The 20,367-nt window shown below is 58.4% G+C and carries 21 protein-coding genes; 6 read left to right on the plus strand and 15 right to left on the minus strand.

The genetic code is table 11. The features are described from left to right. Nucleotides 1-15: 15 nt before the first annotated feature. From ACR0L9_RS11935 to ACR0L9_RS11950, 4 genes are all read right to left on the minus strand, one after another. On the minus strand, nucleotides 16-1,614 hold the full coding sequence (locus ACR0L9_RS11935; protein WP_480895729.1) for an ABC transporter ATP-binding protein: 1,599 nt from the start codon (nucleotides 1,612-1,614) through the stop codon (nucleotides 16-18). Then, on the minus strand, nucleotides 1,611-2,426 hold the full coding sequence (locus ACR0L9_RS11940) for an ABC transporter permease (RefSeq protein WP_170408556.1): 816 nt from the start codon (nucleotides 2,424-2,426) through the stop codon (nucleotides 1,611-1,613). Before ACR0L9_RS11940 ends, ACR0L9_RS11935 begins: the two co-directional genes overlap by 4 nt. Then, on the minus strand, nucleotides 2,423-3,370 hold the full coding sequence (locus ACR0L9_RS11945) for an ABC transporter permease (RefSeq protein WP_480895730.1): 948 nt from the start codon (nucleotides 3,368-3,370) through the stop codon (nucleotides 2,423-2,425). The genes ACR0L9_RS11940 and ACR0L9_RS11945 overlap by 4 nt, the downstream gene beginning before the upstream one ends. A gap of 155 nt (nucleotides 3,371-3,525) precedes the next feature. Further along, nucleotides 3,526-5,013 (minus strand): ABC transporter substrate-binding protein, encoded by a 1,488-nt coding sequence (locus tag ACR0L9_RS11950; protein WP_170626742.1) that lies wholly within the window; start codon nucleotides 5,011-5,013, stop codon nucleotides 3,526-3,528. 171 nt (nucleotides 5,014-5,184) lie between these two features. On the opposite strand from ACR0L9_RS11950, the gene panB reads away from it, so the two are divergent. The 3 genes from panB (at nucleotide 5,185) to glpK (ending at nucleotide 8,421) form a co-directional block, all read left to right on the plus strand. Further along, complete coding sequence (gene panB / locus ACR0L9_RS11955; protein ID WP_480895731.1) at nucleotides 5,185-6,024, plus strand: 3-methyl-2-oxobutanoate hydroxymethyltransferase; 840 nt, start codon at nucleotides 5,185-5,187, stop codon at nucleotides 6,022-6,024. Then, nucleotides 6,021-6,872 carry a pantoate--beta-alanine ligase gene (gene panC / locus ACR0L9_RS11960; RefSeq protein WP_480895732.1) on the plus strand — a complete coding sequence of 284 codons (852 nt, stop codon included), beginning with the start codon at nucleotides 6,021-6,023 and terminating at the stop codon, nucleotides 6,870-6,872. Before panB ends, panC begins: the two co-directional genes overlap by 4 nt. A gap of 70 nt (nucleotides 6,873-6,942) precedes the next feature. After that, complete coding sequence (glpK, locus tag ACR0L9_RS11965; RefSeq protein ID WP_480895733.1) at nucleotides 6,943-8,421, plus strand: glycerol kinase GlpK; 1,479 nt, start codon at nucleotides 6,943-6,945, stop codon at nucleotides 8,419-8,421. Here the strand turns inward: glpK and smpB are convergent. The 10 genes from smpB to ACR0L9_RS12015 all read right to left on the minus strand — a co-directional run bounded on the left by smpB (nucleotide 8,418) and on the right by ACR0L9_RS12015 (nucleotide 16,567). Then, the gene (gene smpB, locus ACR0L9_RS11970; protein WP_170613398.1) at nucleotides 8,418-8,900 is read right to left on the minus strand and encodes an SsrA-binding protein SmpB; all 483 of its coding nucleotides are present in this window, start codon (nucleotides 8,898-8,900) and stop codon (nucleotides 8,418-8,420) included. The genes glpK and smpB overlap by 4 nt on opposite strands. A gap of 44 nt (nucleotides 8,901-8,944) precedes the next feature. Further along, on the minus strand, nucleotides 8,945-9,487 hold the full coding sequence (gene idi / locus ACR0L9_RS11975; protein WP_170394917.1) for an isopentenyl-diphosphate Delta-isomerase: 543 nt from the start codon (nucleotides 9,485-9,487) through the stop codon (nucleotides 8,945-8,947). Between the two features lie 144 nt (nucleotides 9,488-9,631). Further along, entirely contained in the window at nucleotides 9,632-10,045 is a 414-nt protein-coding gene (locus ACR0L9_RS11980; protein WP_480895734.1) for a c-type cytochrome, read from the minus strand. Nucleotides 10,046-10,157: 112 nt separating this feature from the next. Next, nucleotides 10,158-11,171, minus strand: a complete 1,014-nt coding sequence (locus ACR0L9_RS11985) for a P1 family peptidase (RefSeq protein WP_480895735.1) — start codon at nucleotides 11,169-11,171, stop codon at nucleotides 10,158-10,160. Between the two features lie 82 nt (nucleotides 11,172-11,253). Beyond that, complete coding sequence (locus ACR0L9_RS11990; RefSeq protein WP_480895736.1) at nucleotides 11,254-12,000, minus strand: SDR family oxidoreductase; 747 nt, start codon at nucleotides 11,998-12,000, stop codon at nucleotides 11,254-11,256. 60 nt (nucleotides 12,001-12,060) lie between these two features. Further along, nucleotides 12,061-12,480, minus strand: coding sequence for an alternative ribosome rescue aminoacyl-tRNA hydrolase ArfB (gene arfB, locus ACR0L9_RS11995; RefSeq protein ID WP_170566874.1), 420 nt, complete (start codon nucleotides 12,478-12,480; stop codon nucleotides 12,061-12,063). Between the two features lie 263 nt (nucleotides 12,481-12,743). Further along, the gene (locus tag ACR0L9_RS12000) at nucleotides 12,744-13,391 is read right to left on the minus strand and encodes a queuosine precursor transporter (protein WP_480895737.1); all 648 of its coding nucleotides are present in this window, start codon (nucleotides 13,389-13,391) and stop codon (nucleotides 12,744-12,746) included. Nucleotides 13,392-13,482: 91 nt separating this feature from the next. Next, on the minus strand, nucleotides 13,483-14,367 hold the full coding sequence (locus ACR0L9_RS12005) for an esterase-like activity of phytase family protein (protein ID WP_480895738.1): 885 nt from the start codon (nucleotides 14,365-14,367) through the stop codon (nucleotides 13,483-13,485). After that, nucleotides 14,340-15,203 (minus strand): penicillin-insensitive murein endopeptidase, encoded by an 864-nt coding sequence (gene mepA, locus ACR0L9_RS12010; protein ID WP_480895739.1) that lies wholly within the window; start codon nucleotides 15,201-15,203, stop codon nucleotides 14,340-14,342. The genes ACR0L9_RS12005 and mepA overlap by 28 nt, the downstream gene beginning before the upstream one ends. Beyond that, entirely contained in the window at nucleotides 15,200-16,567 is a 1,368-nt protein-coding gene (locus ACR0L9_RS12015) for an MFS transporter (RefSeq protein ID WP_480895740.1), read from the minus strand. The genes mepA and ACR0L9_RS12015 overlap by 4 nt, the downstream gene beginning before the upstream one ends. 133 nt (nucleotides 16,568-16,700) lie before the next feature. On the opposite strand from ACR0L9_RS12015, the gene ACR0L9_RS12020 reads away from it, so the two are divergent. The 3 genes from ACR0L9_RS12020 to yaaA all read left to right on the plus strand — a co-directional run bounded on the left by ACR0L9_RS12020 (nucleotide 16,701) and on the right by yaaA (nucleotide 19,910). Then, on the plus strand, nucleotides 16,701-16,988 hold the full coding sequence (locus tag ACR0L9_RS12020) for a YggT family protein (RefSeq protein ID WP_170394943.1): 288 nt from the start codon (nucleotides 16,701-16,703) through the stop codon (nucleotides 16,986-16,988). 78 nt (nucleotides 16,989-17,066) lie between these two features. Then, the gene (gene recQ, locus ACR0L9_RS12025; RefSeq protein WP_480895741.1) at nucleotides 17,067-19,106 is read left to right on the plus strand and encodes a DNA helicase RecQ; all 2,040 of its coding nucleotides are present in this window, start codon (nucleotides 17,067-17,069) and stop codon (nucleotides 19,104-19,106) included. Nucleotides 19,107-19,139: 33 nt separating this feature from the next. Beyond that, a complete protein-coding gene (gene yaaA / locus ACR0L9_RS12030) occupies nucleotides 19,140-19,910 on the plus strand; it encodes a peroxide stress protein YaaA (RefSeq protein ID WP_170515204.1) in 771 nt (256 codons plus the stop codon). Here yaaA and ACR0L9_RS12035 read toward each other — a convergent pair. Then, nucleotides 19,901-20,362 carry a VOC family protein gene (locus ACR0L9_RS12035; protein ID WP_170733948.1) on the minus strand — a complete coding sequence of 154 codons (462 nt, stop codon included), beginning with the start codon at nucleotides 20,360-20,362 and terminating at the stop codon, nucleotides 19,901-19,903. The two genes, yaaA and ACR0L9_RS12035, sit on opposite strands and share 10 nt — an antisense overlap. Between the last annotated feature and the right edge of the window lie 5 nt (nucleotides 20,363-20,367).

Here is a 20,367-nt window from a genome sequence, read left to right on the forward strand (position 1 = left end):
CTATACAAGGGTTTTTCATGCAGCGCCTCGTCCAGTCTCCGGCAATTTCGGTGCCGCATTGATCAGAGTTCGTGTGTAAGGATGCTGAGGCTCTGTGAAGACTTGCTCGGTTTCACCCTGTTCCACAATCTTGCCGGCCTGCATCACCAACACACGGTCGGTGATGGTTCGAACCACGCTCAGGTCATGGCTGATGAACAGGTAAGTCAGATCGTAAGTCGCACAAAGTTCGGCCAGCAGGTCGAGAACTTGGGCGCGGACTGAGACATCCAGCGCCGAGACAGCCTCATCAAACAGGATCAACTCGGGTCGAATAATCAGAGCGCGCGCTATAGCGATACGTTGCCGCTGCCCACCCGAGAATTCGTGAATGTAGCGGCCCGCATCATCGGGGCTTAGGCCAACGGCGGTAAGCATCTCAGCGACGCGATCCTGCCGTTCAGAACCGGTTGGCGGGGTGTCCAGCAAATGAAATGGCTCGGTGATCAGGCGCGCGACCCGGTGGCGGGGATTGAAGCTGCCATAAGGGTCCTGAAACACCACCTGCATCTTGCGTCGCACTGCCAGATTGGGTTTGTGGCCGGTGAAAACAGGCTGGCCATCAAGGGAAATGCGGCCTTGCTGCACCTCCTCCAAGCCTAAAATGGCTCGTGTTAGGGTCGATTTCCCACAACCGGACTCTCCAACCAGCCCTAAACGCTCCCCCCGATTCAGGGTAAAGCTGACGTGATCGACGGCCCGATGATGGCCGGGCCTGGCAAACAGGCGCGTTCGGGGCAGACGGTAGTCCCGCACCACGTTCTCGACCTCAAGCAACGCTCGCGGTGCAGGAGAGGTCGGCAGGTTGACTTGATGCCCCGAAGCTTCGAACAGCATACGGGTGTAAGGGTGCTGCATATGGCGCAGGAGATGATCTGTTGCGCCCGTTTCAACAACCTCCCCATGCCGCATGACCACAATCTGATCCGCCATGTCTGCAACCACCGCCAAATCATGCGTGATCATCAGCAGACCCATGCCGTACTCCGACACGAGCCCTTTAAGCAGATCAAGGATTTGCACCTGCGTGGTCACATCAAGCGCCGTTGTCGGCTCATCCGCGATCAACAGTCGGGGGCGCAGTGCAATCGCCATGGCGATCACCACTCGCTGGCGCTGACCGCCTGACAGTTCGTGAGGATAACGCTTCAACGGAAACCTGTCGGTTGGCAATCCAACCCGGGCCAGAACCTCTTCGGCCCGAGCGCGCGCTTTGGCCGGGGGCATGGCCTTGTGGATCAGGATAGTCTCCATAACTTGATCGCCGATGGTCTTCACCGGGTTCAGGGCAGTCATCGGCTCTTGGAAAACCATTCCGATCGCAGCGCCCCGCAACGCACAAATCTCGGCCTCAGACCGGTTCAGCAGGTTCTGGCCCTCTAACTCTAGCACCCCATCTACTTCGGCATCGTTTGGCAGCAACTGCATCACGGCAAAGGCTGTCATTGATTTGCCCGAACCGCTTTCTCCGGTCACAGCCACGATCTGCCCAGGGGCAATCGACAGGTTGATCTTCTTTAAAATCGGCGTGCCATGGATGGCCAACGAGAGGTCCTTGATCTGCAAAAGACTCATGCGCGGGCCACCCGTATCCGAGGGTCCAGCCAATCGCGCAAGCCATCACCCAGAAGGTTCAGGCCCAAAACCGTCACGATGATGGCAAGACCCGGAATCAGAGCCAAATGCGGGGCAAAACTAACCATCGTCTGCGCATCGGCCAGCATTCTGCCCCAGCTTGGCGTAGGCGGTTGCGCACCAAGACCGACATAGGACAGCCCGGCCTCGGCCAGAATGCCAAGTGAGAACTGGATTGTTCCCTGAACGATCAGCAGATTGGCGACATTGGGCAGGATATGTTCAGCCGATATCCGTGCCGCGCCTTTGCCTGACACGCGGGCGGCAAGGATAAACTCGCGCTCCCAAAGAGACAAAGCTGCGCCTCGGGTGATGCGGGCAAAAACGGGGATGTTGAAGATACCGATGGCGATGATCGCGTTTATGGCCCCGGCACCAAAGACGGCGGTGATCAGAATGGCGATGACGAGAGAGGGGAATGCAAAGACCAGATCATTGCCGCGCATGATGAATTCATCTAGCCACGATCCACTGCGCGCAGCGGCAGCCAGACCCAAGGGAACGCCCAGCGCCATGCCAATCCCGACCGCGACCAGCGCCACCGCAATCGAGGTGCGCGCACCAACCATGATCATCGAGAACATGTCGCGTCCGAAATGATCGGTACCGAACCAGTGCTGTGCGCTGGGTGGCTGCAGCTTGGCCGGAATGCTCAGCGCGGCGTGGTCGTATGGGGTCCAGACAAAGGACACCAGCGCTGCCAGCACCACCAGTGAGGACAGCGTCGCGCCAAGGATCAGGTTGCGGCTCATGTCCTGCTCCTCAGCCTTGGATCGACTGCGGCATAGGCCAGATCGACAAAAAAGTTCACCATGATGACGGCAAAGACCAGCAGCATAACTACCGATTCCACGACGATCAGATCGCGCGCCGATATGGCCTGAAAAACCAGCCGCCCGAGGCCGGGTAGATAAAACACCTGTTCGATGATGATCGAACCCGCCAGCAGGAAGGAGAATTGGAGTCCAATGATCGTCAGTACCGGGATCAGCGCATTCCGCACTCCGTGTCGCCAAAGCGCCTGCCGACGCGAAAGGCCCTTGGCGTGTGCGGTGCGCATAAAATCCTCGGCCAGAATATCCAACAGAGCCGAGCGCATAACCCGCGCAAGGATCGCCGCTTGCGGCAGGGCCAATGCAATGGCTGGAAGGGTCAGCGAATGTAGACCGGTCCAAATGCCGTTCTCCCAACCCGCGAAACCGCCGGCATTGAACCAGCGCAAATTGATGGCAAAGACCAACACCAGCATCATCGCGAACCAGAAATTCGGCACCGCGATACCAAGCTGAGTCGCACCCATCACGGTCAGATCACCCGGTTTGCCGCGCCGTGAGGCTGCGTAGATACCGGCGGGGAAAGCAATCAGCGTGGACAGGGTCAGCGCGTATAAAGCCAGCGGCAATGACACCCACAATCGATCTGCGATCATCTGCGACACGGGTGTGCGATAGGTGTAGGACGTACCAAAATCCCCAACCAGCATCCCGCCGACCCAGTTAAAGTACCGCTCGATCTTCGAGACATCGAGGCCCAGTTCAGCTCTCAGCGCAGTCAATGTATCGGCCTGCGCGTTCACGCCCAGCATGAACAACGCCGGATCACCGGGCGCGACCTCGATCACTGCAAAGATGACAACCGAGGCGACAGCCAGGCTCAGGATCAGCGACAGCAGACGTTTGAGGGCGTAGCGGAGCATTTGGAAACGTTAGGGTCACATCCCGTGTGGGTCCAGCGCCTAAGGCACGAGAAGATAGACAAAAAGAAACCCGCCAAACCAGAATCCTTGTGGGTTTCATGGTGCAACAGTTCGCGCCGGGGCGCTGGCCATCGCCCCGGTCCAACTCTGTTCTTCTATTCGGACCAACTGATCCCGGTCAGATCGATCGCTGCCGTGGGTGCGTTTTCCCATAGCCCCTCAACACCGGCCTTGGCCACGCCAAGTTTGGCAAGTTGAAACAGGTACCCGTTGACGTAATCGGTCGAAATCAAGCGCTGTGCCTCACCCAACAAACGTGTGCGCTCATCAGGGTCCGTGGTCGAATTCAGCGTGTCCATCAATGCCTGAAAGTCGGTGCTGTCATATTGGAAGTAATAGTCGGGCCGTGCATAAATACCGATATCCATCGGCTCGGTATGGCTGACAATGGTCAGGCCAAACTCCTTGCCCTTGAACACGCTTTCCAGCCATTGCGCCCATTCCACATTGATGATCTCGGCGGTGATGCCAATATCGGCCAGTTGCGCAGCGATGATTTCACCCCCGCGTCGGGCGTAGGAAGGCGGCGGCAAGTGCAGCGTGGTCTCGAACCCATCGGGATACCCGGCCTCGGCCAGCAGCGCCTTGGCTTTTTCCGGGTCATAGGCCGAATTGCCGGTCAGATCGACGTAAGCCGGATTATGCGGAGCAAAATGCGTACCGATGGGTGTGCCATAGCCGAACATAGCCCCATCAATGATGGCCTGCCTGTCAATCGCGTGGGCCAATGCCTGTCGGACCAATATGTCATCAAACGGGGCTTGTTTGTTGTTGGTCGACAGAATGGTTTCCCCCTCGGTCGAGCCGACAAGAACCTGAAAGCGCGGATCAGCCTCGAATTGCGGCAGATTCTCGGGTGCGGGGAAGTTGTCGAACACGTCTACATCCTCGGCCATCATGGCGGCAAAGGCGGCGGTCGGATCCGAGATAAACTTAAACGTTGCGGTCTCTAACGCGGGCTGTTCGCCCCAATAGTCGGGGTTGCGATTCAGGATGATGCTGTCACCCTGCAGCCAGTCAGAGAAGGTGAAGGCCCCCGTGCCAACCGGATTGGTCTTGATATTCTCGATGCTTTCGGGCGCAACGATCACCGCGTCACCCCAGGCGAGATTGAAAAGGAAGTTCCCGTTCGGCTCATTCAACGTCACCTGAACGGTCAGGGGGTCCACCACCTCGACACTTTTAATGCCCGCAAACAAAGCCTTCTGCGCGTTGGCGCTGTCTTCTGCCGTGGCGCGATCAAGGGTGAACTTGACGTCCTCGGCATCCATCGTTGTGCCATCGTGAAATGTCACACCGTCGCGCAGCTTGAATGTGTAAACGGTACCGTCATCCGAGATTTCCCAGCTTTCGGCCAGCCCCGGCACCACCGAGCCATCCCCCATGAACCGGGTCAGGCCTTCGAAGATATTGGTGTAGACAACCGAATCGATAGCCTGCGCCGCAGCGCTGGTCGGGTCCAGATGCGGTGGCTCAAGCTGCATGGCGATGGTGATGTCAGATTTGGCCATGGCCTGCGTGGCAAACAGGCCCGCGCCAAGGGCTAGGGCCGACGCGAACGAGCGAAAGCGCTGCTTTGTCATGAAAATCTCTCCCCACTGAAATTGGCTAGCCCTGCTTTTTTCGGGCCGATCTGCGACCAATGTCCTCGCAAACCCGAGGTCAATCAAGGAATTGTTGGCGCAACCGGGGTTTCTTTGCGCCTGCCGCATCTGCTATGCCGCGCTGCAACATGAACCCTGCGAGGAGCGAGCATGAGCGCCACCGCCCGCAAGAAAGCCCCGAACGCCGAGGATATCCGCGCCCGGAAAGGTACTGATCCTCTGGTCTCGTTGACCGCCTACACAACACCGATGGCGCAGTTGATGGATGCGCATTGTGACTTCGTTCTGGTCGGTGACAGCGTCGGCATGGTGTTGCACGGGTTGACGTCGACTCTTGGTGTGACGATGGAGATGATGATCATGCACGGCCAGGCCGTTGCCCGTGGTCTGGACAAGGCAATGATGGTGATCGACATGCCTTTCGCCAGCTACGAGCATGACCCGGCTCAGGCATTTCGCAACGCAGCCCGGCTGATGTCGGAAACAGGAGCTGGGGCGGTTAAGCTGGAAGGTGGCGTCGAGATGGCTGAAACCATCCGGTTTCTGGTCAAACGTGGGATCCCGGTGATGGCACACATTGGCCTGACACCGCAGTCGATAAACACTTTGGGTGGCTATAAGGTACAAGGGCGCGACGAACAGGCCGATGCCGTATTGGCCGACGCCCAGGCCGTCGCCGAAGCAGGCGCGTTCTCGGTCGTGTTAGAGAAAGTTCCGCAGGGTTTGGCCAACCGGATTACCGCTGAGATTGCGATCCCCACAATCGGCATTGGTGCCTCGGCCGGGTGTGACGGGCAAATTCTGGTGGTGGACGATATGCTTGGCTTTTTCACCGCCTTCAAACCGAAATTCGTCAAACGCTATGCTGATCTTGGCCCGCTGGCCGAAGCCGCCATTGCTGAATACGCAACCGAGGTTCGTGCGCGAAGCTTCCCGGCAGACGAACATGTCTTTGCCGATGCCGTACCCGTCAAAGGACCCAAGTCATGACCGCGCCTATTCTGCGTCGACTGGCAGACTTGCGCGCTCTGACCCGTGATTGGCATCTGAATGGTGAGGTGATCGGAGTTGTCCCCACCATGGGTGCGCTGCACCAGGGGCATCTGTCGCTGGCCGAAGCCGCGAAGACGGCTTGCGACCGGGTGATCGTGACGATCTTTGTAAACCCCAAGCAGTTCAACAACCCCGAAGACCTCGCCAACTATCCGCGCAGCGAACAAGAAGACGCGAAAAAGCTCGCGCCTTACAACGTCGATGCGATATACGTGCCCGACCCGGATGAGATTTACCCTGATGGCTTCGCCACCACAGTCTCGGTCTCGGGTCTGACCGACGCGATGGAGGGAGAATTCCGCCCGGGTCATTTCGATGGTGTGGCAACAGTTGTCGCCAAGCTGTTCCTGCAAACGCAAGCGGATCGAGCCTATTTCGGGGAAAAAGACTATCAGCAGCTTATGATCGTCCGCCGGATGGCCCGCGACCTCGATATCCCGATCGAGGTGATTGGTTGCCCCACGGTGCGTGAACCTTCGGGCCTCGCAATGTCTTCGCGCAATCAAAGGCTATCCGAGGATGGTCTGGCCATCGCAGCCGAAAAACATCGTATCATGCGTGCAGTTGTTCAGGCGCTGGAAAACGGCGAAGAATTCGAAGCTTTGGCTTCTCAGGCACAGGCCGATCTTTTGGCCGCCGGCTTCAACGAAGTGGAGTATCTGCAACTACGCTGCGCTGAAACGCTGGAGCCTATGACCCATGCCAAACGACCCGCACGACTGTTTGCGGCAGCCTTGGTCGACGGCGTGCGGCTGATCGACAATCTACCGGTGTCTCCGGTCTGATTTCCCCTCTGGCACGTTTGGTTGTGTTTGCGCTAAAGTCCTGCAAAACCAAAGCGGGAGGGGCGCAGGAATGACCTATATTCTGGCAATCGATCAGGGCACCACATCGTCTCGTGCAATCCTGTTCGACGCGCAAATGCAGCGCGTCGGCACTGCGCAGCACGAGTTTACACAGCATTTCCCACAGGAAGGCTGGGTTGAGCATGATGCCGAGGAGATATGGGACAGCGTTCTGACGGTTTGCCGTGAAGTGATGCAAACGACAGGTGTATCCGCGGCACAGATCGCTGGCATCGGGATTACCAACCAACGCGAAACCACTGTCATCTGGGATCGCGCCACCGGGGCCCCCATTCACAACGCAATCGTCTGGCAGGACCGTCGCACCGCTGAGATTTGCGAGCGTCTTCGCAAAGCGGGATGCGAGGATGACGTAACTGCCCAGACCGGTCTGCTGCTAGATCCTTATTTTTCAGGCACCAAGGTCAAATGGTTGCTTGATACCGTCCCCGGCGCACGCGACCGTGCCGCCGCCGGAGAGCTGCTGTTTGGCACAATCGATACCTTCCTGATCTGGCGACTGACAGAAGGGCGCGTGCACGCCACCGACGCCACCAATGCGGCCCGCACATTGCTATTCGATATTCACAAAGGGGAATGGAGTACCGAGATCTGCGACTTGCTGGACATCCCCCAAGCTTTGTTGCCCGACGTGCGCGATTGCGCCGCAGACTTCGGATCGACCTCGCTGTTTAGCGGTAATATTCCAATTCTCGGCGTGGCGGGGGATCAGCAAGCTGCCACCATCGGACAGGCCTGTTTCCAGCCGGGCATGATGAAATCCACCTATGGCACGGGCTGTTTCGCACTACTCAACACCGGTACGCAGCCAGTTGAGTCGAAAAACCGGCTGCTAACGACAATTGCCTATCAGTTGGACGGGCAGAAAACCTATGCGCTTGAAGGCTCGATTTTCATTGCCGGTGCGGCGGTGCAATGGCTGCGCGATGCGTTGCAAATCATCGAAACCGCACCGCAAAGCGGTGAACTGGCCGCCAAAGCGGATCCAAACCAGCACGTTGTTCTCGTCCCTGCCTTTACTGGGCTGGGCGCGCCTTATTGGAAACCCGATTGCCGGGGCGCAATCTTTGGCCTGACTCGCAATTCAGGCCGCGCCGAAATCACGCGCGCCACGCTGGAAAGCATCGCGTTCCAGACCCGCGACCTGTGGCACGCCATGCAGGGCGATTGGGGCGCAGAGACTGACGTGATCCTGCGCGTCGACGGCGGAATGAGCGCCTCGGACTGGGCCATGCAGGGGCTTTCCGACATTCTGGGCGCCCCGGTCGACCGCCCGGTGATGCAGGAAACCACCGCGCTTGGTGCCGCATGGCTGACGGGCATGAAAGCGGGTGTCTACCCGGATCAGGCCGGATTCGCCGAAACCTGGGATCTGGACCGGCGGTTTGAGCCTGCAAAACCCGTAGCTGACCGAGACGCGGCCTATGCACGCTGGCAACGCGCGGTTCAGGCGGCCATGGCGTTCTAACTGTGGTCCTTCATCAAGCGCTGTTTCTGCCGTGACCAGTCGCGCTTGGCCTGCGTTTCGCGCTTGTCGTGCAGCTTCTTACCTTTGGCGATGCCGATCTTCAGCTTCGCCCGACCCTTGTGATTAAAATAAAGCACCAGCGGCACCAGCGTCATGCCTTTGCGTTGGGTCGCGTTCCACAGGTTCGATAGTTCCTTGCGTGACACCAGCAGTTTACGGCGGCGGCGTTCTTCATGTTTGAAGACCTTGGCCTGCTCATAGGGCGCGATATAGCTGTTGATCAGCCATAGCTCTCCATCATCGACGGACGCATAGCTTTCAGCAATGTTCGACCCACCGGCACGCAGGGATTTGACCTCGGACCCTTCCAGGACAATACCGCATTCGAGATCGTCTTCGATCGCATAGTCATAGCGCGCACGCCGGTTTTCGGCGATCACTTTGTAATTCGGGTCAGTGTTCTGCTTCTGCTTGGCCATGACGCGTTGATGTATGCCGCTTGCGTCCGCCTTGCAAGGCAGGGTTATGAATTGGCCGAGATTATCAGGTCAGGTCCAAATATCGTGTCAGCGTGATTGTGCAGATAAATCTTGAGCCACGGGGTAAATCGGTCGGGGTGCCGCTTCACCTCGGCCAGCAGATCGTGGTAATCGACCCAGCGGATATCCATCACTTCTTCCGGGTTAGGCTCGATTTTCAGAGCCCCACGCACATGGGCCAGAAAGACATCGACCACCTCGTTCTCGACCATTCCGTTGCCGACATCGGCATGATACTCCAATCGATGCCGGTATTCGGGATAGAGCCCGGTGATGCCCAATTCTTCGCGCAGGCGCCGGACGGCACAATGCGAAGCGCTTTCGTCCCAATCCGGATGCGTACAACAGGTATTCGCCCATAGACCCGGCGTGTGGTATTTGCCCATCGCCCGGCGTTGCAGCAATATCTCGGTCCCGCGCACGGCAAACACGGACACAGCCTTGTGTCGCAGCCCCTTTTCATGCGCCTCCAGCTTGTCGACGGGTGTCAGTTCGCCCTCAACCCAAGCCGGGATCAAGATTCCCATCTGTCGTCTCCTGTTGGCGATCTCCGGTGCACATGGCCTTACCGGTTTTCACCAAAGTGGCGCTGATTACAATGTCAATCAATCGCACGAAAGGCCGCAGGGGCTGCGGCATTTCGAAGTTCGTCTGTAAACCTGTTGGCGGAGTTACTCTCCCGAAACGCTCACGATATAGGCGTAAACGTCTTCGGCGCCTTTCTTCAGCTTGAAGGTCATTTTCGACTTGGCCGAGGTTTCCCCCAAATAGTCTTTCAAGAATGCTTTGGGGTCTTGGGCGTAGGCAACGAAAGTCTCTTCATCCCAGACCAGCCCATTTTCGCCCGCGGCCACGATGCTATCGCCGTATCTGAAGCCTTCTTCAGTGCCGGCGGTGCGGCCTGCGATTCCGTACAGGTTCGGACCCGTCTTACCGCCCTTAACGATAACTTCACCCGCAGGGTCAGCAATCATGTGGCAGGATTTGCATTTGTTGAAAGTTTTCATACCCGCTTCGGCGTCACCCTCTGCATAGACAGGTAAGGCCAGCAGACCGGCAATTGCGGTGGCAAGGATACGATTCATAGCTTTTGCTCCGATACGAATTGGCTGCACCGAATGGATCGCTGGCACAGCAGAGAGTCAACGCGCAGATTGCCGCGCGATGGCACTGTGTCACAGGCGATCGGGGCCGTCCTTAACCGAAGTCATGTAACTGAGACCAACACGGCAGCAGGTCGCCCGGGCTGGGCGTGGCCAGATAGATCGCTCGGGCGATTGCGCGTGCAAGACAGATCGAGGCCGCATGGCCGATCATCGCCATCGCCTCGGGGCCAACCGTGCGCGCGCCGGTGCTGAGACCGAATACCAGATCTCCATCGCCAGGCGTGTGCGCAGGCACGATGGCGCGGGCGATGCCGTCATGGGCTGCTACCGCCAGACGCTGGCATTGCGGTTTGGTCAGCGCTGCATCAGTTGCAACTATAGCAATCGTGGTGTTTGCGTGATCTGGCGGAACAGAATGCATCATTTGCGCCTTGCGGCTGACAAGAGAGGAACCAAGGCCCGAGGCCGGGTCTGGCCCCAATCCACCGAACTCGTCATCGATCTCAAACGGCGCAGCCCAAAAATGCCGATCACCCGGTGTGGTTACGCTGCCAAGCGGATTGGCCGCAACCAGCGCACCGACGGTTACGCCACCCTCAAGCTTTAACGAAGCCGAGCCTAAGCCACCCTTGTGCATCGCGGCCAATGCGCCGGTACCAGCCCCCACCGAGCCCAGTTCAAATTCTGGTGAGGCGGTGAGATACGCAGACTTCCCCAGATCGCGATAAGGATTTTCGGTCCAGTTCTTATCTCCACCATTGAGTAGATCGAACAGAATCGCGCCCGGCACGATGGGCACGACGGCCGAACCGACCTGAAATCCGCGCCCCTGAGCGCGCAATGCGTCTGAAACGCCCGAGCACGCATCCAGTCCAAAGGCCGAGCCGCCGGACAAAGCAATCGCGTCGACCCGATCAACAGTTTTGTCGACCGCCAGAAGGTCGGTCTCACGCGTGCCGGGGGCGCCGCCCATCACATGAACCGAAGCTGTGAACGGGTTGTCCGCCGTCAGGACAGTTGTGCCTGATTTAAGCGTATCATCGTGCGCATTGCCAACCATGAGGCCAGCGACATCAGTGATCAGGTTTCTGGGTCCGGGGTTCATTTTCGTCTCGCACACTGGGCCGGAAATCGCGCTGGCGCGCGCTGCCTCCGGCGGAGATATTTATGGCCAGATGAAGGGCGGATCAGATGCATCGGCCTCCGTCCACTTCTAGGGCTGTGCCGGTGATCATGCTGGCCTCGTCCGAGCAGAGGAAACAGGCGGCGTTTGCCATGTCTTCGGGAGTTGAGAAGCGACCAAGCGGGATCGTTGACAGGAATTTGGCGCGGATTTCCGGGGTGTCTTCACCCATGAAGGATTTCAGCAGCGGGGTTTCACCCGCCACCGGGCAGATCGCGTTGACGCGCACGCCCGAAGTGGCAAGTTCGACGGCCATCGTCTTGGTCGCGGTGATCATCCAGCCTTTGGAGGCGTTGTACCAGTTCAGATTAGGACGCGGCGACAGGCCCGCTGTTGAGGCCACGTTCAGGATCGCCCCCGCGCCACGTGTCTTCATCTGCGGAACAAAGGCGCGCGCGGTCAGGTAGACGGATTTCATGTTCACGGCGAAGACGCGGTCGAATTCATCGTCATCGACGTCCTCAAGTGGGGCCGGCAGGTGCGTCACGCCCGCATTATTCACCAGAATATCAAGCTTTCCGAATTCTTCCGACACCGCATTTGCCATGGCCTGAACCGATGCCGCATCCGAGACGTCAACGTGCTGTGCGATGGCATTCGTGCCGACCGCAGACGCCATGTCAGAAGCCGCTTCGCCATTGATATCTGCGATCATCACGCGGGCGCCTTCGGTCAGGAACTTTTGCGCAATCCCAGCGCCGAACCCGGATGCGCCGCCGGTTACGATGGCGGTTTTTCCCTCAAGCCTCATGGCTTTACCTCCCCTGCGTCTTGCATCGGCAGAGTAGCAACGTGCAGCGAAACTGCCAGATCAATCTTCGGACACTTTGCCTCGCAGGGCTTTGACATCCGCGCGGGCTTTCTTTGCCGCCAACCGCCTTTTGACCGAACCGTACGTAGGTTTGGTCGCGATCCTACGCTTGGGTTTGACCAGTGCGCGCGTGATCAACTCGGCCAACCGGTCACGCGCAATCTCGCGGTTGCGGGCCTGAGAACGTGTTTCTTCACATTGAATGATGATCGCGCCGTCCTTGGTCCAGCGACGTCCGGCCAGCCGTTTCAGACGTGTCTTGACCGGATCAGGCAAGGAGGGTGAGCGCGCGGCCTCGAACCGCAGCTCAACGGCGGTGGAGACCTTGTTGACGTTCTGCCCACCCGGACCAGAGGACCGCACGAAGCTTTCGGTCATTTCCCAGTCTTGCAGGGCGATATCGTCGGTGATGCGCAACATGGATCGGACCTTACAGGGCGCAGTTGAAAACAAAAAGGGCCGCCCCGGCGGGACGGCCCTTCGAAAGTTCAGGAGGTTGGGTCGGTTAGATCAATCGACCAGCCGGAGCGAGCGCTCCGCCAAGGGCTGCCTTAACAGGCGATCCCCCCGGTTGTTCCAACACCTCTCTCCAATCTCTTTCTCGACACTGGATCACCTCCTTTTCTATCTGTTGCGGTTAACTCTGAGCCTGACACAAGATGCGCCAATCTCAAAGCACTTTTTTATGCAGGCTGCGCGGCGGTCAAACGGACAACAATCACCTTGAACGGAATCAGGGCGATTAGCGCCAGCGACAGTTTCACCAGCCAGTCGGCGAAGGCCAGCGTTACCCAGAGCGGGGCCATCGGGCCGCTTAGCATAAACGGCACAGGCTCCCACGCCCAGTTGATCGCTGCATCTGCATTGGCACCAAAGACGGTAACCGAGGCCGAGAACGCCAGGGTAAAGAAGATCGCTGTGTCCAGCGCCGAGCCAACCAGTGTCGACACCAGCGGTGCGCGCCACCAGCGGCCACCACGCAGTGAGTTGAACACAGTGACGTCGGTCAATTGCGCAATCAGGAAGGCGGTGCCCGAAGCCACAGCAATGCGCAGCGGTACGGCGGCATAGGTGAAGCCGTCACCCTGCAGCATGATCTGGCTGCCGATCAGCGAGCAGATGATACCGGTGACAAAACCGGCGAATACGACCTTGCGAGCCGGACCCACGCCGTAGACACGGTTCATGATGTCCGTGACCAGAAAGGCCAACGGATAGGTGAAGGCACCCCAGGTCAACAGGCCGTCAAGGATCAGGAACTGGACCAGGATGTTTGAGGCCACGACGATCGAGGCCATGGCAAGGATGCCGGGAATAAAGCTGCGTTGCATTTTCAGATGCCCGTTTTGACAAGGTAGCGGCGACTTGGCCCCAGGCTCATCCCGAGGCAGGCCGTGCGTTTAGACCTTTGTCTGCCGCCTGTCAATCGGGCAGCAAATATTCCACCAGCTCGGTACGTTGCAAGGAACGAAAATTGTCGTCCGATACCATGGTTGCGCGCAACCGCCCGTCCTGATCGCGCCAGACCGAAAGACCTTCCAGATTATCATGGGTCCCGGTAGCGGTTTCAAACAGCGTTTCTTCGGCCTTGGGCACGTCGCCAGAGATCACCCAGCGTCGCAAGCGTGAGCGGAAGCCGATGAAAGCCACTGCACGCTCTAACACATAGAGCCTCCCGTCGGGCCCGAAATCCGCTGCAACCGGTAGGAACTTTCCACGGGGCGGCAGCACAAAAGGCGCTGACCAGCGTGCGCCATCCCAGCGATAGACCGGTATATCGCCCCGAACAGTGCGGGTCTTTTCGGTCAGCGTATACAACCGCCCGCGACCATCTATCGCCAGCGCTTCAAATGAGCCGTTGAGGTCCATATTCAGGAACTCTCGCGGGCGCGGCAGAACCCGTCCATTGGCGTCGGGGGCAGTGTAATGCACGACTCGGTGAACGCCTTCGAACGAGACGTAAACGCTGCCATCTGCAGCAACGGCGAGCCCTTCGGAATCCCCTGCCCTCCCCTTCAAGATACGGCCTTTGCTGGACAGGATCGGCCACTGGTCAAGGATTTGGATGTTTCTGATCGTATCTTGATCTCGTTCAATCCGCGCGGTGATCAATGTTGACCGGTCACTGATAGCGACCATGTTCCGCCCGTTTTCAGAGATATGAATCGCCGAAAATCCACCGAACCAGTCGGCGTTGTCGCGCCAGACATAGCTGTCCAGCAGCGAAGCCTGCTTAAGCTCCACCGCCTGAACAGTCCCTGCCAGCAGAAGCGCCGTGATCAGTTGGATTGCAGAACGGCGGTACATTGCTGGGGTAGATCAGCCAGACGAAACTCACGACGCTTTTTCGGTGCTGGCGCATTTGGATCAGGTGGCGGTGGGGTCAGAATATTGCGCACCCATTGCTGCGCCTCGGCGCAACCATCACCCTTGGGTGGCGGGTCCTGATTTACACAGCCTTTCGATCCTTTCGGGCATTTCAGCCGCACGTGGAAATGATAGTGATGTCCCCACCATGGCCGGATCTTGCGCAGATAGGCTTTGTTGCCCTTCTCGTCATTGCACATCTGCACCTTTGCACCCGGGAATACGAAGATCCGGGCAACGCGCTTGTCCTTAGCGGCTTCGCGCAATACCGCATGGTGCTGCTTGGTCCAGTTGCCGTTTACATACGCGCCGTTCGCGCGGCGCAAGGATATGGACGAGATATTCTCGCGTGCTTTGCGACTTAGGCGCATGTTATCGCCCGGCAGCATCCAGATATCGATATCCAAACCCAACTGGTGCGAACGATGGCCCGAGGTCATCGGCCCACCCCGCGGTTGGCTGATATCCCCGATATAGAGACCATTCCACCCCGGTTGTTTCGCGGCAAACCGGCTGAGATCCTGCACATAGTCGATCGCCTGAGGATGCCCCCAATTGCGATTGCGCGACAGGCGCATGGCTTGCCAAGTTGGCCCGGTTTCAGGGAGTTGCACCGACCCGGCGGCGCACCCGCGCGAATAACTGCCGAATGCGGCAGATTTTTGCTGCGACCCAACCTTCTGGGCTCCGAATAACTGTTTGGCCAAGGGCTGTGCCGTGGCCACGCCTGGCAGTGCTATTGCGGCCAGAACGGCCAAAAAACGTAGTAAAATCATCTGCTCTGATCCCCTTCCGGTTTCACCCAGCGCATCAGGACTAGGCCCAGAATAAACAACAGAATGATCGGTGACACCCCCAGTCTTGCACTACCGGTTGCTGCTGTTGCTATTCCGATCAATAGCGGCGCTGCAAAGGCGGTCGCCCGACCCGAAAGCCCGTACAGCCCAAAACTCTCGACCGGGGTGGCGGAATCAGTATGGCGTACCATCATTGAACGGCTGGCGGATTGCAGAATACCTCCCATGCCGCCGATCAGAACTCCGCACCCGAAGAACGCCATGTCCGGCAGGCCCGAGCCTACGGGTAATGAAATTCCGTAGATCTGTGTTCGATCCATCGACACAACCGTTACGCAGACAAAGATCAGAACCCAAATCGCAACCAATATCACCGGTTTAGGGCCGTACTTGCGATCCATCTTGCCCCCGATCCACGCAAAGATGGCCGAGGCCAGAACGCTGACGATCCCAAATACGCCGATTTTTATCAGGTCCCATTCAAGCACTAACCGCGCGTAGACGCCTCCGAAACTGTATAGCCCGTTCAACGCGTCGCGATAGAACATAGAAGACCCCAGATAGGTCGCCAGACTGACCCGGTGACGCAAAGCCGCCACGGACTTGCCCAGCAAGCGCAGCGCATCACCCACGCTACCCTGTTTGTTGGTCTCAGGATCATCCCGAACCCACAGGAAATACGGCACCATGAACAACACGAACCATCCAGCGGTGAAGGGGCCGACAAACCGCGTCCCTTCACGCGTTGCCGCATCCAGCCCGAACAACGGATCCACACCAATCAAGGTCTTGCCGTTGGGCTGTTCAACAAACAGCGCCAGCATGATGGCCAGCGATAGCAGGCCTCCGAAATAGCCGAAGGCGAAGCCCGAACCTGAAATCTCGCCCACTTCTCTATCGTCACCCAGATCGGGCAGCTGAGAGTTGATGAAGATCAGTGCATATTCTGCGCCCACAAAGCCCAGACCAAAAGCCGACAGCATCAACCACATGTTCGAGCCATCGGGCATCGTATACCACAACGCGGCAGACCCCACCGCGTACATCACCGAAAACCCGAGAATCCACGGGATGCGTCGACCCGAAACATCCGCCATCGCGCCCAACAGGGGCGCTCCGAACGCGATGATCAGCCCAGTTATGGTCAGGCAATTCGCCCAGACGGTCTGCGCCTGCGCCGCCGCTGCATCGGTGTCTAATCCGGTATTCGCATAGTATTGAGCCGCCACCCCGGCGAAATAGGGGCCAAAGACAAAGGTCACTAGCAATGTGTGGAACGGCTGGCTGGCCCAGTCGAAAAACCACCAGCCCCAGATGCGCTTACGCTTGGAAATCTCAGCCATCTCTGCCCCATATTATTATTGTTGCGATCATAAGACGGGGCTTTGGGTCAATTCGCAAGCGTTCTGTTGGGGCGCACTTGCTCTTTGCGGCTGTGACGCTTAGGTCTCAGGACAATTGACGAACGGAGTGCCCATGCTGTCGCTGATCCAAATCCTTCTGCTGATCCTGGACATTGTCTGGTTCATCATCCTTGCCCATGTGATCATGAGCTGGCTGATCAACTTCCAGGTGCTGAACCTGCACCAGCAACTGGTGGCGCAAATCTGGTACGGACTGAACCGTTTGTTAGAGCCGATCTACGGCCCCATTCGCCGCATTCTGCCCGCCATGGGCGGTCTGGATCTGACCCCTCTGGTGGTGCTGATCGGAGTCTATGCGTTGCGGATAATCCTGATCAACAACGCGGTCTATTTCTACTGACCTCTTGTTCACCGAATCTTAGTATGTGATGGTCCTGTCTTAAGAGCAGATAAACCATAAAACAGGACCCTCCGTCGCATGTTCGACTCCGCACCCTTGTTGCGAGACGTTTTCGGATTCGACGACTTCCGCCCCGGTCAGGAAGAGATCGTCGACGCCGTGACCGCAGGTGAAAACGTGCTGGCGATCATGCCCACTGGTGGGGGCAAGTCCTTATGTTTCCAATTACCTGCGTTGCTGCGAGACGGCGTGACTGTTGTGATCTCTCCGCTGATCGCCTTGATGCGCGATCAGGTGCGTGGGCTGCAGGAAGCCGGTGTCGAGGCGGGCGCGCTCACCTCGGGCAACACCCCCGAAGAAACTGATGCGGTGTGGGACGCATTAGAGGCTGGGCGGCTCAAGCTTCTGTATATGGCGCCCGAGCGTCTGGCCGCCGGGTCGGCGCTGGGGATGCTGCGTAGGATTAACGTCAATCTGATCGCGGTGGATGAAGCCCATTGTGTCAGCCAATGGGGCCACGATTTCCGCCCTGACTATCTGCGGATCGGAGAGCTGCGGCGCGCTTTGAATGTTCCCCTCGCCGCGTTCACCGCGACAGCGGATGCGGAAACGCAGGACGAGATCGTCGAAAAACTGTTCGACGGTGTCGCGCCGCGCAAATTCCTGCGGGGGTTCGACAGGCCCAATATCCATCTGGCTTTTGCCGCCAAGGATGGACCGCGCAAACAGATCCTCGATTTCGCTGCCGCGCGCAAAACCCAGTCCGGCATCGTCTATTGCGGGACCCGCAACAAGACCGAGGTGCTGGCGCAAGCCCTGCGCGCCGAAGGTCACACGGCCTGCCACTATCACGGCGGGATGGAGGCCGAGGATCGCCGCATCGTGGAAGCTCGCTTTGCGCGCGAGGACGGGCTGATTGTCGTCGCTACGGTCGCCTTTGGCATGGGTATCGACAAGCCGGACATCCGCTGGGTCGCCCATGCGGATTTGCCGAAATCGATCGAGGCCTATTATCAAGAAATCGGTCGCGCCGGGCGCGATGGTGGACCAGCCGAGACCCTGACCTTGTTCGGGCCTGACGATATCCGACTACGACGCTCACAGATCGACGAAGGGCTGGCCCCACCTGAACGGCGCATGGCGGATCATGCGCGTCTTAACGCGCTGCTGGGATTGGCCGAAGCACTGAAATGCCGCCGCCAGAGCTTGCTGGGGTATTTTGGGGAACAGGCTGAATCCTGCGGCAAGTGCGATCTCTGCGACAACCCGCCAGAAATCTTCGACGGCACAACGCCCGTCCGCATGGCTCTGTCCGCGATTTTACGCACCGAGGAATGGTTCGGGGCAGGTCATCTGATCGACATTCTGCTTGCCAACGAGACCGATAAAATTCGCGCACGGCGACACGACAATCTGTCCACCTACGGCATCGGTAAGGACTGGTCGCGCCCGCAATGGCAAGCGATCTTCCGGCAGATGATGGGCCATGATTTGGTGCGCCCCGACCCTGAACGCCACGGCGCGCTGCGTATGACAGAAACCGCCAAACCCATCCTGAAAGGTGAGGCGTTGATCGATCTGCGCAAGGATACCATCCGCAAAGCCACCCGACGACCCGCTGTCAAAGCGATGGTGTCCGAGGAAGACGCGCCGCTGCTCTCGGCGCTCAAGGCCAAGCGGCGCGCACTGGCCGAGGCTGCTCGGGTCCCGGCTTATGTCATTTTTCCTGATCGCACCCTAATCGAGATGGCAGAAACCCGACCTGCAAATCTGGATGACATGGCGCGGATCAGCGGTATCGGGTCAAAGAAACTGGAACGCTATGGTTCCACTTTCCTTGAGGTGCTGACCGGCGCGGTAGAAGAGCTGCACCCCGCAAGGCGCAAACTTGCCGGCCGCAATCAGGGCGACATTTACGATCAGTTGCTTGAGGTTCAATCGCAATTGTCGCGTGGCCCCGACGGGATCGACAAACCGCTAAGCTGTACGGCCTCGCAACTGGCGAAAGTGGCGCAACTGCACCCGGATGATCCACGAGCGATGGAGCAGGTTCTGGGTGACCGTCGTCACGAAAGGTTTGGCGCGGCGTTTCTGGACGTGCTGCAACAGGCGGGCTAGATACGCCTGAACAGGCGAGAAACGAGGGCGGATATGCTGGTAGTGATTTCCCCGGCCAAGCGGCTGGATTGGGCAGAACGAAACGTCGAATTAACCCAACCCGATTTTCAGGATGACGCGATCCGCTTGTCGAAGACAGCACGCAATCTGACATTGGGCGATCTGAAAAAACTGATGGATCTGAGCGACGACTTGGCCCGCCTGAACCGCGACCGGTATCGTATGTTCTCGGACGCGCCCGATGCGGAGACGACGCGCCCTGCCGCACTGGCGTTTGCGGGCGATACCTATCAAGGGCTTGAAGCCGCATCGCTGGATGCCGACGAAATGGCCTGGGCACAGGATCACCTGCGCATTCTGTCGGGGCTTTATGGCGTATTGCGCCCGCTGGATGCCATACAGGCCTACCGGCTTGAGATGGGTAGTAAACTGAAAACCAGACGCGGAAAAAACCTGTACGAATATTGGCGCGATCAGCTAAGCAAGGTGCTGAACGCGCAGGCCGCCGAAACTGACAGCAAGGTTCTGGTGAACTGCGCCAGTCAGGAATACTTCGGCGCGGTCGACCTGAAGGCACTGAAGCTGCCCGTTGTGACCCCGGTCTTCATGGAGGACAAGGGCGGCACCCCCAAGATCGTCAGCTTCTTTGCCAAGAAAGCGCGCGGTGCGATGGCACGCTACATCATCCAGCACCGCCTGACCGATCCCAGTGGCCTGTTGGATTTCGACAGCGGTGGTTATGAATACAGGGCAGATCTGTCTGACGACTACAAACCTGTGTTTGTTCGCCCCTATCAGGCCTGATCAAGCAGTGAAGGGTCGTAGGCTACAAGCTCAACGGTGTTCCCTTCGGGGTCTTGGGTGAAGATACCGCGCCAGCCGATCCAGCCGAAATGCTCGACCCGATAAGGCTGGTCGATCTGGTCGTACCAGCGCATGACAGCATCCTGTTCGACAAAGGGCAGCGACAGCGCGATATGGTGCAGGGCCGAGGCGCCCCCTGTTACTGGCACTGCCGCGCCAGTCTGGCCCGATCCACGCTCAGAGCCAACAGATTGGTGAAACAGGGCCAGCACCTGTGTATGTCCACCAAACCCTTCGGCAATCCGAAAAAAGGTGATGGCGCTGTTATGGTCGCCTTGCAATCGCTGCAACCCGATCACCTTCTCATAGAAATACACCATTGCCGCCATATCGGCGCAGCGAATTGCAATCTCACCCAATCCCCGGGGGCGAAAACCGCGCTCATCTGACATAAATC

The sequence above is a fragment of the Ruegeria sp. I3 genome (assembly GCF_056532525.1).

Bases quoted from the DNA above. Each gene is read 5' to 3' on its own strand.
- ACR0L9_RS11935 (WP_480895729.1), bottom strand. From the start codon at position 1,614: ATGAGTCTTTTGCAGATCAAGGACCTCTCGTTGGCCATCCATGGCACG.
- ACR0L9_RS11940 (WP_170408556.1), bottom strand. From the start codon at position 2,426: ATGAGCCGCAACCTGATCCTTGGCGCGACGCTGTCCTCACTGGTGGTG.
- ACR0L9_RS11945 (WP_480895730.1), bottom strand. From the start codon at position 3,370: ATGCTCCGCTACGCCCTCAAACGTCTGCTGTCGCTGATCCTGAGCCTG.
- ACR0L9_RS11950 (WP_170626742.1), bottom strand. From the start codon at position 5,013: ATGACAAAGCAGCGCTTTCGCTCGTTCGCGTCGGCCCTAGCCCTTGGC.
- panB (WP_480895731.1), top strand. From the start codon at position 5,185: ATGAGCGCCACCGCCCGCAAGAAAGCCCCGAACGCCGAGGATATCCGC.
- panC (WP_480895732.1), top strand. From the start codon at position 6,021: ATGACCGCGCCTATTCTGCGTCGACTGGCAGACTTGCGCGCTCTGACC.
- glpK (WP_480895733.1), top strand. From the start codon at position 6,943: ATGACCTATATTCTGGCAATCGATCAGGGCACCACATCGTCTCGTGCA.
- smpB (WP_170613398.1), bottom strand. From the start codon at position 8,900: ATGGCCAAGCAGAAGCAGAACACTGACCCGAATTACAAAGTGATCGCC.
- idi (WP_170394917.1), bottom strand. From the start codon at position 9,487: ATGGGAATCTTGATCCCGGCTTGGGTTGAGGGCGAACTGACACCCGTC.
- ACR0L9_RS11980 (WP_480895734.1), bottom strand. From the start codon at position 10,045: ATGAATCGTATCCTTGCCACCGCAATTGCCGGTCTGCTGGCCTTACCT.
- ACR0L9_RS11985 (WP_480895735.1), bottom strand. From the start codon at position 11,171: ATGAACCCCGGACCCAGAAACCTGATCACTGATGTCGCTGGCCTCATG.
- ACR0L9_RS11990 (WP_480895736.1), bottom strand. From the start codon at position 12,000: ATGAGGCTTGAGGGAAAAACCGCCATCGTAACCGGCGGCGCATCCGGG.
- arfB (WP_170566874.1), bottom strand. From the start codon at position 12,480: ATGTTGCGCATCACCGACGATATCGCCCTGCAAGACTGGGAAATGACC.
- ACR0L9_RS12000 (WP_480895737.1), bottom strand. From the start codon at position 13,391: ATGCAACGCAGCTTTATTCCCGGCATCCTTGCCATGGCCTCGATCGTC.
- ACR0L9_RS12005 (WP_480895738.1), bottom strand. From the start codon at position 14,367: ATGTACCGCCGTTCTGCAATCCAACTGATCACGGCGCTTCTGCTGGCA.
- mepA (WP_480895739.1), bottom strand. From the start codon at position 15,203: ATGATTTTACTACGTTTTTTGGCCGTTCTGGCCGCAATAGCACTGCCA.
- ACR0L9_RS12015 (WP_480895740.1), bottom strand. From the start codon at position 16,567: ATGGCTGAGATTTCCAAGCGTAAGCGCATCTGGGGCTGGTGGTTTTTC.
- ACR0L9_RS12020 (WP_170394943.1), top strand. From the start codon at position 16,701: ATGCTGTCGCTGATCCAAATCCTTCTGCTGATCCTGGACATTGTCTGG.
- recQ (WP_480895741.1), top strand. From the start codon at position 17,067: ATGTTCGACTCCGCACCCTTGTTGCGAGACGTTTTCGGATTCGACGAC.
- yaaA (WP_170515204.1), top strand. From the start codon at position 19,140: ATGCTGGTAGTGATTTCCCCGGCCAAGCGGCTGGATTGGGCAGAACGA.
- ACR0L9_RS12035 (WP_170733948.1), bottom strand. From the start codon at position 20,362: ATGTCAGATGAGCGCGGTTTTCGCCCCCGGGGATTGGGTGAGATTGCA.